The following is a 14,735-nucleotide window of genomic DNA, read 5'->3' on the forward strand; positions in this document are numbered from 1 at the left end:
CTAATATTTTAGGTGAAAGCGATTATTGCCTTTGCTTTTCGCTTGAAAGCTGACTGTGCAAGCCTCCTTCTTTTCTCGGTAGCGGCACGAAATCTTTTAAGCAGAATGGTGTTATGAAGTCAGATTGCCCCAACAACTTCCTAATGTCCTTGAAAATCAATAGCCGCCGCTTGTCCTATTTCACCTTTCTTTTCTGGCTGAGCCTGCTGGTGGCACCCGGCCCGGGCTGCACCAAAGAGCCGGCCCTAGAAGCCGCTGCGCCAACCATTCCGGCGGCACCTATTGCTCCGGCAGCAAGCAGCCGCCTACTGAGCAGCACCCTGATTGGTGAGTACACGCCGAGTACGCTGGCGGGCCGCGTGCCCGATCTGCCCATCGTCAGTGCCTTGACGCAGTATTCCATTCGGGTGTATAAGCTGACGTATACCACGCCCAATACCGATGGGCGGCCCGTGACGGCCTCAGGTGCGGTGCTTGTGCCCGTGGCTTCGCAGCCGCTGCCGCTGCTGAGCTATCAGCATGGCACTATTTCGCCCAAAGATGAAGCGCGGGCTCCCTCCTACTACCGCTCCGGCGGGGAAGTCTGGACGGCCATATCGGTGCTGGCTTCTTCGGGCTACCTGGTGGTGGCTCCCGACTATATCGGCTACGGCGCTTCCAAGAGTTTGCCGCACCCCTACGAGCACGCGGCTTCGCTGGCTTCGGCCTCACTGAATATGATGCGGGCCGCGCGGGAGTTTTGTAAGCAGGAAAAAATTCAGCTGAACGATAAGAACTTCCTGCTGGGCTACTCAGAGGGGGGCTTTGCCACGCTGGCCTTGCACAAGCTGATTGAGGAGCAGCACGCCACGGAGTTTACGGTCACGGCCAGCGCGCCCGGAGCCGGAGCCTATAATAAGTCAGCCTTTGCCAACTACATTCTGAAGTCGGATAAGCCGCTGAATTTCCTCGGCTCCTATGTTTGGGTGCTGGACACTTATAATCGAGTGTACAATATCAACCGGCCCTACACCGGCTATTTCCAGGAGCCCTGGGCCTCGCAGCTGCAAGCCAATCCGTTTGCGAAAGTACCTGAACAGGCCAAAGAGCTATTTACAGAGCCTTTCCGGGCGGGTGTGCTAAACAAAACCGACCAGCCCATCACGGCCGCCTTCCGCGACAACGATATCTACGACTGGCGCCCCCGTGCTCCGCTGGCGCTTTTCCACGGCACCGCCGACGACTACGTGCCCTTTTTCAACTCCGAAAATGCCTACAAGGCCATGCGCGCCCGTGGCGCTACGCAGGTAGAACTACATCCCATCAAAGACGGCAACCACTTTTCCGCCGTGCCCCAATACACGCTGGAGGCGCTGGCCTTTTTTGGCGAGTTTCAGGAGATCAACTAACCTGCATCCGCTTTGCGAGTAGCAAAGCAACATCGCTAGTGGCTGTTCATCACGGAAGCTTGCCACTTCCAATTTGATTGCACCAAAAAGCCCCCCAGCCTTTCGTAAGAACGACGCTGGGGGGCTTTTTTGAGGATATGTCCGTGTCTGTCTGTGTCGGGAACCAGCGCTTCAAGCCGAAGGAGCTTGATGGCTTTTGGCGAAGGCTTGGCGCAGCCAGACGCCCGCCAAGGCAGCCAGTCCGCCAACCAATCCGCCCAGCACAGCCGTCACCAGCACCAGCAGCCAGCCGCTGCCACCCAGCGGAATCAGCTCGGCTACGCGGTGGCTGAGGTGGCCTTCATTCTGAATATTTAGCCAGCCGGCCAGCACCAGCCACCCCAGCCCAACCCCAGCAAAACCGGCTAAAAAAGCCCCCCAACTCCTGCGGCCTATCATAAAAGCCAACACGAGAGCTATAGGCGTGATAATCCACCACGGGAGCACCAGCTGAGCGGCGGCAGCTACAAGAAGAATGAGCAGGAATAGCTTTAGAGAACTGTTCATAAAAGAATGCGTGAGGCAACCGTGGCTGGTTAGGAAGCTGGCGGCAAGCTAGAAACTATCTGCGCTAATCTAACCGTCATGCAGCGCGAAGCACCTCGCTTGCAGTCGTAGCCACGGTAATTGTCATGCGGAGCTTGTCGAAGCATCTCTACTGATTAGTAGAATCAACAAAGCGGTAGAGATGCTTCGACAAGCTCCGCATGACATTCTTCTTGGTTGAGTTTAGTAATCCTGATAAACACGCGAGATGCTTCGCGCTGCTCTGCATGACATTCTTTGATAAGGCAAAGGCCACGATGGGCGCCCTAGTTACTTAAAAGCTGCCTGCTTTCGGTGCCGGCTACCCGTTTGCGCAAGCCCCTCATTTTCCAAAATTCGGTTTTGACCTCTCACCGAACCCTTTCTGGTGTTGCATTCGTTTTGCTTCTACCTTTAGAACCGGATGCCCACCCCTTCTTTCGATCCTTCTCAACTCACCCGCGACCATGTGCTGCGCGCGCTCCGGCACATCGACCGGCAAGGGCTGAATTTGCCCCCCAGCACCGTCTATGACTTGGTGTATCGGGGCCGGCGCTACCCGCCCCGGCCGGTGGCCCAGCTCGCTTACCGCTTAGCCACTGGCCAGACCGATGCCAAGTGGCCCCTGCCCGCCGGTGGCCCCACCAACGGCCTGCTCGAGCATCTCGATTTCACCGTTGCCACCAAGCGCCCAAGTCTGGCTAATTCGCCCCTTGACGGCGACGTAGCGGCCCAGCAGGCCATGCAGGATTTGTACACCGGCCGGCCCAGCGACTCAGCCCCCATGGAAAAGGCGAAAGGACAGAGAATGGACGTACAGGAGCCGGTTTCCGGCTACAATTTGCCCCCCACAGAATCCTACGACCGCGCTACGGCCTTGCAGGAGTTGTTTATCTCCGAGCAAAAGCTCGATGACACGCTATCGGCCTTGCGGCGGCGCCGCAATATTATTTTATATGGTCCGCCCGGCACGGGCAAAACCTTTCTGGCCCGACGCCTGGCCTGGCTGGAGCTAGGCTCCACGGATGTTACCCGCGTGGAGCTGGTCCAGTTTCATCCCAGCTACAGCTACGAGGATTTTGTGCAGGGATTCCGGCCCGATGCGCAGGGCAATTTTCGGCTGACGCTGGGCGTGCTGCTGGAGTTTTGCCACCGCGCTGCCCAGGAGCCCGACAAGCCTTATTTTCTGCTGATTGATGAAATCAATCGGGGCAATGTGAGTCGGATTTTTGGGGAGCTTTTTCTGTTGCTGGAAGCCGACAAGCGCGGTCCCGCCCACGCGGTGCGCCTGCCTTATTCGCCCCCCCATGTGCCCCGGTTTTTCGTACCCGAAAACCTGTACGTCATTGGCACCATGAACACCGCCGACCGCTCCTTGGCCCCGCTGGATTATGCCCTGCGGCGCCGGTTTGCGTTCGTGAAAATGCAGCCGGAATTTGGCGCGCCTTTACAAAGCTTTCTGGCCCAAAAAAGGGTGCCGGCCGCTGTCATTACACGGCTTGTGACGCGGCTCACGGAACTTAACCAAGCCATCAGCGACGACCCCGATCTGGGCGAAGATTTCCAGCTGGGCCACAGCTATTTCTGTCAGCCGCCACCTGACTCTGCCGCCGCTGATAGTTGGCTGACGCTTATTCTGGAGCAGGAAATTGCGCCGCTGCTGGATGAATACTGGCTGGACCAGCCCGCAAAAGCAGCGGCCCATAAAAAGCGACTGTTGCGGTAGCCTCATTCGTCATATGATTCCGATTCCGATTCAGAACCTCTACTATCTGCTCTGCTACGCTTGGAACCGTTTGCCCGAGCAGGAGGAATGGCTGACTTCGGAAGCGACGGCGTTTCATCGGCCGGTGGAGCTGCTGGGGCGAGTGCTGCTCATGGGCACCCGCCGACTGTTGAGCCAGGGGCTGCGGCAGACCTATGTGGCGCGGGAGGAAGAGCTGGACGAGCTGCGCGGGCGCGTGTTGCTGGATGCTTCCCTGTCGCGCGACTTACTGCGGCGGGGCCGGGCCGTGTGCGCTTATGATGAGCTGAGGCCCGATACGCCTTTTATCCGGCTGCTGCTGGGAGCAGTAGATCAGGTAATCAGAGCACGGCAAGTGTCCGCTGATTTGCGCCAGGAGCTGCGCGCCCTGCGGCGCCGTTTCCCCACCGATTTGCCCCCCACCTCGCTGAGCAGCCACGCGCTGCGGGCTGTGCGTCGCTCTCGGCCAACTGGCCACGAAGCCTTATTGTTGAATGTGTGTGAGCTTCTGCACCGCAGCGCCCTCCCTGAGCCCGCCGCCGATGGCCGCACACGCTTCGTCGATTTTCGGCGCGATGAACGGCTGATGGCCCAGGTTTTTGAGGCGTTTGTGCGCAACTTCTACCGCCTAGAGCAGCGCCGGTTTCGGGTGCTGTCAGAAACGATAAGCTGGCAAGCCGCCGCCGATGAGCCCGAAGACCTGAGCCTCCTGCCCGCTATGATTACCGATACCACGCTGGAGTCTGCGGAGCGCAAAATCATCCTCGACACCAAATACTACCGCGCCGCCCTGCGTCCGCGCTACGACCGGCAGCGGCTTATCTCGCCCCATCTGTATCAGCTGTACGCTTACCTGCAGAACCAAGATTTGCCCCCCACGCAGCAGCTGGAAGGTATTCTGCTCTACCCCGCCGCCACCCGCGAGGTTGACTTGCGCTACACCCTCGGCGCTCACCCCGTCCGCGTCGTGACCCTGGATTTAAATCAGCCCTGGTCTGGTATTGCCACTGATTTGCTGAAGCTGATTGAATAAAGAATCGGCTGCAATACCAGCCCGTCATGCAGAGCGGTAGCGAAGCATCTCGCGTGCTGACGTGAGGTTTGTAATCTTACTAAACACGCCAGATGCTTCGCTACCGCTCTGCATGACAGCTTTTTTAAGTGCACTTTAGACAACGCCCCAATGCAGCCCTGGGGGGCATTCTTTGTCATTGAAATTGAGTTTCTCCCGATTTCTCTCTAAACTTAACTCTCCTCTCATCTTCCCAAAACCTTACCCTCTTGAAAAGACGTGATTTTGTAGGACTCTCGGCCCTGGCGGCGGGGGCTGTGTTCCTGCCCAACTTCCCCGGTTTCGGTGGCACTCTGGTTAGCCCGGAGCGGTTGCTTGAATCAGTAATGGATGCCGCAGTGAACAAGCGCTTAGCCGATGCGGCGCTCAATGCGGCTAAGTCAGCTGGTGCTTCGTATGCCGATGTGCGCATTGGCCGGTATCTAAACCAAAGCATTTTCACCCGCGAAAAGCAGGTGCAGAACATTGCCAGCGGTGAGAGTTTTGGCGCCGGCGTGCGCGTGCTCGCCAACGGCACCTGGGGCTTTGCCGCTACTAACACGGTGACGGAAGCCGGCCTGGCCAAAGCTGCTCAGCTAGCGGTACAGATTGCCAAAGCCAACTCCAAAGTGCAGAAAGAGCAGGTGAAGCTGGCGCCCGTAAAAGGCGTTGGCGATGTGACCTGGAAAACGCCGATTCAGCAGAATGCCTTTCAGGTACCCATTGCCCAGAAAGTAGACTTGCTGCTCGCTGCCAACGCCAAGGCCCTGGACAACGGCGCCAACTTCGTGAACTCGGCGCTTTTTCAGATAAACGAGCAGAAGTACTTTGCCTCGACTGATGGCTCTTACATTGACCAGGATGTGCACCGTATCTGGCCCACATTCGACGTAACGGCCATCGACCGCGCCTCGGGCAAATTCCGGACGCGGCAGGCCCTGAGCGCCCCCATGGGCATGGGCTACGAATACATGACTCCTAAGGCTGCTGGCAAGATTGCTGGTCCTGCCGGCACCGGTCTTATCGGCTACAAAGACAGCTACGATATTCTGGAGGATGCTGCCTTGGCTGCCAAGCAGGCCAAGGAGAAAATTACTGCTAAGTCGGTAGTACCGGGCAAGTATGATCTGGTGCTCGACCCGAACCACCTGGGCCTGACCATCCACGAAAGCGTAGGTCACCCCACGGAGCTCGACCGCGTGCTGGGCTACGAAGCCAACTATGCTGGCACTTCCTTCGCTACCCTGGAGTGGCGCGCCAAGAAGCAGCCCTACGGCTCCAAGCTGGTGAATATCGTGGCCGATAAGCTACAGCCCGGTTCCTTGGGTGCCGTTGGCTACGATGATGAAGGTGTGAAGACCAAGAAGTGGGATATCATCAAGGACGGGATACTGGTTGACTATCAGAAAACCCGCGACCAGGCCGCGATGGTGGGCCAGAATGAATCGGACGGTTGCAGCTATGGCGACTCTTGGAGCTCAGTGCAGTTCCAACGCATGCCGAACATCAGCCTGCAGCCCGGCAAAACGAAGCTCTCGGTAGATGAGATGATTAAGAACGTGGACAAAGGCATTTATATCGCCGGTCGTGGTTCCTTCTCTATCGACCAGCAGCGCTACAACTCGCAGTTTGGCGGCACGGTGTTCTATGCCATCAACAAGGGCAAGATTGACGGCATGCTGGAAGACGTAGCTTACCAGACTAATACGTTGGAATTCTGGAACAGCTGCGCCGCCATCTGCGATGAGTCGGACTACCGCCTGTTCGGGTCATTCTTCGATGGCAAAGGTCAGCCTTCGCAGGTGTCAGCCGTGAGCCACGGCAGCGCTACCACGCGCTTTAACGGTGTCAACGTCATCAACACGGCCCGCAAAATCGGGTAATGATTGTCTCTATTCCTGGGGGGCAAATTCACACATAAATAAATCAGTACAACCACATATAATGGCCATACTTTCCAAAGAAGAAGCTCAGGCTATCCTGACCAAGGTGTTGAGCTACAGCAAAGCCGATGAGTGTGAAGTCACGCTCAACGGCACAACGGGCGGCAACGTGCGCTCGGCGCGTAATGCTATTTCGACCGCCGGTGCTGTTGATAACGTGTCGCTGGCCGTGGAGTCGCGGTTTGGCAAACGCTCGGGCGTAGCTACCTGCAACGAGTTCGACGAAGCCACGCTGCGCCGCTGCGTGCAGCGGGCCGAAGAAATTGCCCGCCTTGCTCCTGAAAGCCCTGAGTACGTTCCATTTCTGGGTGCCCAGAAATATATGGCTCCGTCGCCCGCCGCATTTGTCGCCGCTACCGCCAACATTACCCCCGACTACCGCGCCCAGCAAACCGCCGCCAGCATGAAGCTGTGCGAGCAGAAGAAGCTAAGCTCCGCTGGCTTCCTGAATGACGAGGCTGGCTTCATTGCCAAGCGCAACAGCAAAGGCCTCGAAGCTTACCAGCAGCTCACCAACCTAGAGTATTCCGTAACGGTACGCACGCCCGACGGTACCGGCTCGGGCTACGCCACCGCCGACTACAACGACGCCAGCAAGTTCGACGCCGCCCGCCTCACCCAGATTGCCGCCGATAAGGCCTCGGCCTCGGTAGGTGCCAAAGCCATTGAGCCCGGCAAGTACACCGTTATTCTGGAGCCTGCTGCGCTGGTAGCCAACACCGATGCATCCCTTCTTGCCGCTTTGATGAACGCCCTCGACGCACGTAACGCTGATGAAGGCCGCTCTTTCCTGAGCAAAAAAGGTGGTGGAAATAAGAAAGGCGAAAAGCTGTTTGATGAGCGCGTCACTATCTACTCCGACCCGCTGAACGCTGAGATTCCAACCCTCACCTTCTCCGGTGACGGCCGCCCTCAGCAGAAAATGACTTGGATCGAGAAAGGCGTAGTAAAAAACCTCTACACTTCCCGCTTCTGGGCCCAGAAATCGGGTGTGCCTGATATTCCTCGCCCCAGCGGCTGGATTATGGAAGGCGGCACGCAGTCGGTGCAGGACATGATTAAGGGTACCGAAAAAGGCATCTTGGTAACGCGCTTGTGGTATATCCGCCCCGTTGATCCGCAGACGCTCTTGTACACGGGCCTGACGCGCGACGGTACCTTCTACATCGAGAACGGCAAGATCAAGCATCCGGTGAAGAACTTCCGCTTCAATGAGTCGCCCATTATTATGCTCAACAACCTGGAGGCTATCGGTAAGCCCCAGCGCGTGGGGGGCAATTTGGTGCCGCCGTTGAAGATTCGCGACTTCACCTTCACCAGCTTGTCGGACGCTGTTTAGCGATTGGTCACTACGAAACCCGTCGGGCTTGTCCGGCGGGTTTTGTACTTAAATTCTACTCCTCACTCAAACTTCTACTTTCTTGAAACGACGCGATTTTGTCGGGCTGTCGGGCTTAGCGGCCGGCGCCCTGTTTTTGCCCAGCTTTCCAAGTCTGGGGGGCAATTTGGTTACGCCCGAGCAATTGCTGATTCCTGCCGCCGACGTAGCCCTGAAAAAGCGTCTGGCCGACGCCGCGCTCAATGCCGCTAAGTCGGCCGGTGCTTCCTACGCCGACGTACGCATTGGCCGCTCCTTGAACCAAGGCATTTTCACCCGCGAAAAGCAGGTGCAGAACATTGCCAGCACCGAAAGCTACGGCGCCGGCGTGCGCGTATTGGCCAATGGCACCTGGGGGTTTGCAGCCACCAATACTGTAAGTGAAGCCGGCCTGGCCAAAGCCGCCCAGCTAGCGGTGCAGATTGCCAAAGCCAACTCCAAAGTGCAGAAGGAGCAGGTGAAGCTGGCGCCGGTAAAAGGCCACGGCGAGGTAAGCTGGAAAACTCCAATTCAGCAGAACGCTTTCGAAGTACCGATTGCTCAGAAAGTGGATTTGCTGTTGGGAGCCAATGCGAAGGCTATGGACAACGGCGCCAGCTTCGTGAACTCATCTCTGTTCCAGGTTAATGAGCAGAAGTACTTTGCCTCTACCGACGGCTCTTATATCGACCAGGACATTCACCGCATCTGGCCAACCTTCAGCGTAACGGCTATTGACCGGGCCTCAGGCAAATTCCGCAGCCGCCAAGCGCTGAGTGCGCCGATGGGCATGGGCTACGAGTACCTCACGCCGAAAGCGGCTGATAAAGTAGCTGGCCCCGCCGGCTCCGATTTGGTAGGCTACAAAAACAGCTACGACATTTTGGAAGACGCTACGGCCGCTACCAAGCAGGTAAAGCAAAAGCTGACTGCCAAATCGGTAACGCCCGGCAAATACGACCTCGTGCTGGATCCCCATCACCTGGGCCTGACCATCCACGAAAGCGTAGGTCACCCGACGGAGCTGGACCGTGTACTCGGTTACGAAGCCAATTACGCCGGCACTTCCTTCGCTACTTTGGAGTGGCGCGCCAAAAAGCAGCCTTACGGCTCCAAGTTGGTGAACATTGTAGCTGACAAGCAGCAGGCAAATTCGCTCGGTGCCGTTGGGTTCGACGACGAGGGCGTGAAAACCAAGAAGTGGGACCTGATTAAAGACGGCATGCTCATCGACTACCAGAAGATTCGTGACCAGGCCGCGATGGTGGGTCAGAATGAGTCAGATGGGTGCTGCTACGCGCAGTCGTGGGCCGATGTGCAGTTTCAGCGCATGCCGAACGTGAGCCTGCAGCCGGGCAAGACGAAGCTCTCCGTGGACGACATGGTAAAAGGTGTGGACAAAGGCATTTACATTGCCGGCCACGGTTCTTTCTCCATCGACCAGCAGCGCTACAACTCCCAGTTCGGTGGTCAGGTGTTCTACGAGATCAACAAAGGCAAAATCACGGGGATGCTGGAAGACGTGGCTTACCAGACCAACACCCTGGAGTTCTGGAACAGCTGCGCCGCCATCTGCGACGAGTCGGACTACCGGTTCTCGGGCTTCTTCAACGATGGCAAAGGTCAGCCTTCGCAGAGCAGCGCCGTAAGCCACGGCAGTTCCACTACGCGCTTCAACGGCGTGAACGTCATCAACACGGCCCGTAAGATTGGATAATGGGAAATTCAGGCCTAGCCATTTTGCAAAAGAAAATGGCTAGGCTTGAGGCCAATTGTTGCATAACTATCATAAAATCAGCTAGCAATGCCCATTCTCTCAAAAGACGAAGCTCAGACTATTCTCAAGAAAGTTCTGAGCTATAGTAAGGCCGATGAGTGTACCGTAACCCTGCAAGGACGCACCAGAGGCAACATCCGCTACGCCCGTAACAACGTGAGCACCGCCGGCGCCACCGACAACGTGTCGCTGGTAGTGGAATCAGGCTTTGGCAAACGCTCGGGCGTGGCTACCTGCAATGAGTTCGACGAAGCTACGCTGCGCCGGTGCGTACAGCGGGCCGAAGAAATTGCCCGCCTTGCCCCCGAAGATCCTGACTATGTGCCGCTACTAGGTCCGCAGCAGTACCTCACGCCAGTATCATTTGCTCAGACGACTGCCAACATCACACCTGATTTCCGCGCTAAAGCTGCCGCTGATAGTATTGCTTTATGCCAAGACCGCAAGCTTACGGCGGCGGGCTACTTAGAAGATGGTGCCAGCTTCTTGGCCATGCGCAACAGCAAGGGCCTCGAAGCGTATCAGCAAGACACCAGCCTCGATTTCTCCGTCACCGTCCGCACACCTGACGGTACAGGTTCGGGCTACGCCGTAGCTGACTTCACGGATGCCAACAAGCTCGACGCCAAGGCTCTAACCAAAATTGCGGCCGATAAAGCGGCTGGTTCAGTGAATGCAAAAGCCATTGAGCCGGGCAAGTACACCGTAATTCTGGAGCCGGCTGCGCTGGTTTCCGATGAAGGGTTGCTCAACAATCTGATGTACTCGCTCGACGCTCGCTCAGCGGATGAGGGGCGCAGCTTTTTGAGCAAAAAAGGCGGTGGCAATAAGCTCGGTCAAAAGCTCTTTGATGAGCGTATAACCATCTACTCTGACCCCCTCAATGCAGAGGCGCCCGGCAACGTGTTTGACGGTAATGGCTTGCCAACGAAGCGTATGACCTGGATTGAGAAGGGTGTGATGAAGAATATGTACTATTCACGCTTCTGGGCCCAGAAAAATAACGTCGCGCCCACCGCTTTCCCCAGTGGCTTCATCATGGAAGGCGGCACCCAAACGGTGCAGGACATGATCAAAAGCACCGAGAAAGGAATATTGGTAACGCGCCTGTGGTACATCCGCGACGTTGACCCACAAACCTTGCTCTATACTGGCCTGACGCGCGACGGTACCTTCTACATCGAGAACGGCAAGATCAAGCACCCGGTGAAGAACTTCCGCTTCAACGAAAGCCCGATTATTATGCTGAATAATATCGAGGCAATAGGCAAGCCGCAACGTCTGGGGGGCAATTTAGTGCCACCTCTGAAGATTCGCGACTTCACCTTCACCAGTTTGTCGGACGCTGTATAAGTATTGTTCGACAATAAAAAAGCCCCCCAGATGATTTCTGGGGGGCTTTTTGATGAAGTTAAACCAAAGGCGAAGGCTTAGTTATTCCTCCCCAGCTGAAAGCTTACATAGGCTTGAAACACGCGGTTTTTCAGCTCCGGGTCGTTTACGCCGCTGATGTTGCGGTAGTCGCTGATGTTGTTGAGACTGGTGGTAAAGCGGCCACCCACGGATAAGCCCAGCGGCAGCTTGATGCCTGCGCCTAGTGCCACGCCCAGGTCGCTTTTCTTGAAATCACCGCTTGAATCGCGGTCGAAGTCAAGGTATTCGCTCGGGCCAGAGCTTGTCATATCCACTTGCAAGCGGCCATTGTCTTGGGCCGAAACCAGATAGCTGAACTGTGGACCAGCCTCCACGAACACCGGACCGAGGCTCACTTTCGCGAGTACGGGCAGGGTGAGGTAGTGCAGTTTAGTGTCGAACTCCTCCAATGACTGGTCGCGGATGAGGCTGCGGGCCTGGGCACCCTGCATGGAATACAGCAGCTCGGGCTGCAACGAAACCGGGCCGAGAATCTTTGCTTCGTAAAAAATACCGGCATGATACGAGGTTTGATACTCAGCATCGTCGCCGACGTTGCCGCTGAGCACGGCGCGGTTGATTCCACCTTTCACCCCAAACTGTGCGTGGGCGCTAAGTGCCAGAGAAAATAAGCTAAACAGCAATAAGACAGTGCGTTTCATAGTAGTTGCAGATAAGAGTGTGAGTGTAATACGCTTCAACCTTAAATTGTATTGTAGGCAATAGCGTATTATTTATACATGATTGTTTTGCATTAATTGGGCCAGAATAAAATCAGCAGCCAGCCACGACTTATTAAGATTTGCCGGATGAGTCGGCGGCAGGTTGTATTTTCCAACCAGAATTTGCCCCCCAGGCAACTTTGTTGGCTTCCCGCCGTCTCTTTTCCGTCGCTTACCTGCTTCTATGCCCGCTCCGTTTACCTTCGTGCGCCTCCAATACCGTTCCGGCGACTGGGATTCTGTGGATGAGCGAATGCCCACCAACTTGCTACACTCTCTGATTCAGTACACTACGGTGCCCGTCAATCAGAAAGAGAAGGTGGTGGCCCTAGACAGCCCCGATCTTTTCAGCTATCCGTTCTGCTACCTGTCGGGGCACCGCCTGGTGCAGTTTTCGGCGGCTGAAAAGCAGAACTTCACTCAGTATGTGCGCAATGGCGGCTTCGTATTCGTGGACGATTGCAACCATGACATCGACGGCCTCTTTGCCCGTTCGTTTGAAGAACAGATGCGCCAGTGCTTTGGTGCAGGCGCCCTCAAGAAAATCGCCAAGACGCACCCGATTTATAAGTCCTTCTTTACTTTCAAGGATGGCCCGCCCCCCACGGCTTTCGAGCTAAATGGCTGGGGCGACGACCTGATACACGACTACCTGAAAGCGGTGGAAATCAACGGCCGCATCGGGGTTTTGTATTCCAACAAAGACTACGGCTGCGAGTGGGACTACGACTACCGCAACAAGCGCTGGCTGGCCGAAGACAACACCAAATTTGGCGTCAACATTCTGATGTATGCGCTAACCGCTTAATCCTAAAGAACACTGCGCCTTTCCTCTGCGAAACTCTGCGGGAACCGACGCCTGAATATTGCCCGAAAAAGCCCCCTGCATGACCGAACAAGAAGTACACCGTCTGTTAGCTAAACTTCCTCCGCTTAAAGAAGAAATTGCCAAAGTCATTGTAGGGCAAAGCGAAGTGCTCGATGAAGTGCTCGTCGCGCTGCTAGCGGGCGGCCACGCCCTGCTGGAAGGCGTGCCGGGACTAGCCAAAACCTTGCTGGTGCGCACCTTAGCTGCGGCTACCGATATGTCGTTTCGGCGTATTCAGTTCACCCCCGACTTGATGCCCACCGATATTCTGGGCACCGAAGTACTGGAGGAAGACCACGGCACGGGCCACCGCTCGTTTAAGTTTAACGAGGGGCCGATTTTCGCCAGCTTAGTATTGGCCGACGAAATCAACCGGACACCACCCAAAACCCAGGCGGCCTTGCTGGAAGCCATGCAGGAAGGCCACGTGACGTATGCTGGTCAGGAACACGCTTTGCCCAAGCCCTTCTTTCTGCTGGCTACCCAAAACCCCATTGAGCAGGCCGGCACTTACCCATTGCCCGAAGCCCAGCTCGACCGGTTTTTGTTGTACGTGCGCATTGGCTACCCCACCGAGCAGGAAGAGTTAGCAGTACTCAGCGGCACCACGGGCACGGCCCGCGCCGAGGTAAAGCCAGTGCTGGGCAGCGCCGATATCCGGCAGTTGCAGCAGCTTGTGCGCCAAGTGAGCCTGAGCCCGGAGCTGCTCGATTTTGTGAACCGCTTGGTACGCGCCACGCGGCCGGCCACTACGCAGGTAAAGTTTATTCAGGATTACGGCCGCTGGGGCGCGGGCCCGCGGGCCGGACAAGCTCTCATTTTGTGCGCCAAAGCGCGGGCGTTGCTGCAAGGCCGCTTCGCCGTAACCCTGGACGATTTGCGGACGCTGGCACCGCCAGTGTTGCGGCATCGGGTGTTGCTAAATTTTAATGCGGAAGCCGAGAATATCACGGCCGATGACGCCGTAGCTGAGTTGCTGAAAGCCGTAGCCGTTTAGCCTAGAATTGTATGCTGGCTCCAGAAACCCTACACGCTCTGCGCAACTTGCCTTTAGCCGCCAAACTGGCGGCGGAGGGCTTTCTGGCGGGTCAGCACCGGAGCCGGCGACGCGGCGTGGGCCTGGAGTTTAGCCAATACCGCCCCTACCAGCCCGGCGACGACCTGCGCCGCCTCGATTGGCGCCTGGCCGCCCGCTCCGACCGCTACTACATCCGCGAGTCGGAGGTGGAAACGAGTCTAATGATCCATCTGCTGCTCGACGCGAGTGCCAGCATGAATCACCGCGACGACAACGGCCTGACCAAACTGGATTATGCCCGGCTGGTGCTGGCAAGTATGGCATATCTAGCCACTAATCAGGGCGATGCAGTAGCGCTCAGCATCCTGCGACCGGAAGGACTTCAACATTTGCCCCCCAAGGCCGAGACTCGGCAGCTGCCGCGACTTTTTCATATGTTGGAGAAAACGGAGGCAATAGGTCGCTTTCCGAGTACTGCTACGCTGGCTCCGCTCACCTCCCGGCGCCAACGTGCTCTGACGGTTTTTGTGAGTGACTTGTATGAGGAAGATGCTGAGATGGATCAACTACTCACCCGCTTGCAGGCCGTAGCCGGGGAGGTATTGGTTCTGCACTTGGTGGCCCAAAATGAGCTACAGTTTTCCTACCGCGGCTCTATCACCTTCGAAGACCTCGAAACCGGCCAGATTCTTCAGCTCGACGCCGACCAGCAGCGGGCCGCATATCAGCAAAACCACCAGGAATGGCTGCGCAACACGGCTCAATCGGCCCGGCGCCACGGTTTCGATTACCATCAGCTCAGCACCACCGACCCGCTTGATCAGGCCATGCGCGAGTTTCTGCGCCGCCGCGAAGCCCAGATATGAGCCGTGGGGGGCTTTTTCGACCTA

The 14,735-nt window shown here is 56.8% G+C and carries 12 protein-coding genes; 10 read left to right on the forward strand and 2 right to left on the reverse strand.

The annotated features are described in order from the left end of the window. The first annotated feature begins 143 nt into the window (after positions 1-143). Entirely contained in the window at positions 144-1,388 is a 1,245-nt protein-coding gene (locus IEW06_RS04265) for an alpha/beta hydrolase family protein (protein ID WP_188547945.1), read from the forward strand. Positions 1,389-1,559: 171 nt separating this feature from the next. On the opposite strand, the gene IEW06_RS04270 is transcribed toward IEW06_RS04265, so the two are convergent. Further along, positions 1,560-1,934, reverse strand: a complete 375-nt coding sequence (locus tag IEW06_RS04270; RefSeq protein ID WP_188547518.1) for a hypothetical protein — start codon at positions 1,932-1,934, stop codon at positions 1,560-1,562. Positions 1,935-2,376: 442 nt separating this feature from the next. Between IEW06_RS04270 and IEW06_RS04275 the strand changes: the two genes are divergently transcribed. The 6 genes from IEW06_RS04275 (at position 2,377) to IEW06_RS04300 (ending at position 11,177) form a co-directional block, all read left to right on the forward strand. After that, positions 2,377-3,678 carry an AAA family ATPase gene (locus IEW06_RS04275; protein ID WP_188547520.1) on the forward strand — a complete coding sequence of 434 codons (1,302 nt, stop codon included), beginning with the start codon at positions 2,377-2,379 and terminating at the stop codon, positions 3,676-3,678. Positions 3,679-3,691: 13 nt separating this feature from the next. Further along, a complete protein-coding gene (locus IEW06_RS04280; protein WP_187733744.1) occupies positions 3,692-4,729 on the forward strand; it encodes a 5-methylcytosine restriction system specificity protein McrC in 1,038 nt (345 codons plus the stop codon). A 248-nt stretch (positions 4,730-4,977) separates the two neighbouring features. Continuing rightward, the gene (locus IEW06_RS04285) at positions 4,978-6,630 is read left to right on the forward strand and encodes a TldD/PmbA family protein (protein WP_187733743.1); all 1,653 of its coding nucleotides are present in this window, start codon (positions 4,978-4,980) and stop codon (positions 6,628-6,630) included. 61 nt (positions 6,631-6,691) lie between these two features. Beyond that, positions 6,692-8,029, forward strand: coding sequence for a TldD/PmbA family protein (locus IEW06_RS04290; RefSeq protein ID WP_187733742.1), 1,338 nt, complete (start codon positions 6,692-6,694; stop codon positions 8,027-8,029). Between the two features lie 82 nt (positions 8,030-8,111). Next, positions 8,112-9,764 carry a TldD/PmbA family protein gene (locus IEW06_RS04295; protein ID WP_187733741.1) on the forward strand — a complete coding sequence of 551 codons (1,653 nt, stop codon included), beginning with the start codon at positions 8,112-8,114 and terminating at the stop codon, positions 9,762-9,764. 87 nt (positions 9,765-9,851) lie between these two features. Continuing rightward, positions 9,852-11,177 (forward strand): TldD/PmbA family protein, encoded by a 1,326-nt coding sequence (locus IEW06_RS04300; protein ID WP_188547523.1) that lies wholly within the window; start codon positions 9,852-9,854, stop codon positions 11,175-11,177. Positions 11,178-11,254: 77 nt separating this feature from the next. Here IEW06_RS04300 and IEW06_RS04305 read toward each other — a convergent pair whose 3' ends face one another. Beyond that, positions 11,255-11,899: a porin family protein gene (locus IEW06_RS04305; RefSeq protein WP_187733740.1), complete on the reverse strand. Its 645-nt coding sequence runs from the start codon at positions 11,897-11,899 to the stop codon at positions 11,255-11,257. A gap of 244 nt (positions 11,900-12,143) precedes the next feature. Between IEW06_RS04305 and IEW06_RS04310 the strand changes: the two genes are divergently transcribed. The 3 genes from IEW06_RS04310 to IEW06_RS04320 all read left to right on the forward strand — a co-directional run bounded on the left by IEW06_RS04310 (position 12,144) and on the right by IEW06_RS04320 (position 14,711). Continuing rightward, complete coding sequence (locus IEW06_RS04310) at positions 12,144-12,767, forward strand: DUF4159 domain-containing protein (protein WP_188547525.1); 624 nt, start codon at positions 12,144-12,146, stop codon at positions 12,765-12,767. Positions 12,768-12,846: 79 nt separating this feature from the next. Beyond that, a complete protein-coding gene (locus IEW06_RS04315) occupies positions 12,847-13,824 on the forward strand; it encodes an AAA family ATPase (RefSeq protein WP_187733739.1) in 978 nt (325 codons plus the stop codon). An 11-nt stretch (positions 13,825-13,835) separates the two neighbouring features. Continuing rightward, the gene (locus IEW06_RS04320) at positions 13,836-14,711 is read left to right on the forward strand and encodes a DUF58 domain-containing protein (protein WP_188547527.1); all 876 of its coding nucleotides are present in this window, start codon (positions 13,836-13,838) and stop codon (positions 14,709-14,711) included. Positions 14,712-14,735: the final 24 nt, after the last annotated feature.

The organism is Hymenobacter qilianensis, from assembly GCF_014638675.1.
In the GTDB taxonomy this organism is placed as follows: Bacteria; Bacteroidota; Bacteroidia; order Cytophagales; family Hymenobacteraceae; genus Hymenobacter; species Hymenobacter qilianensis.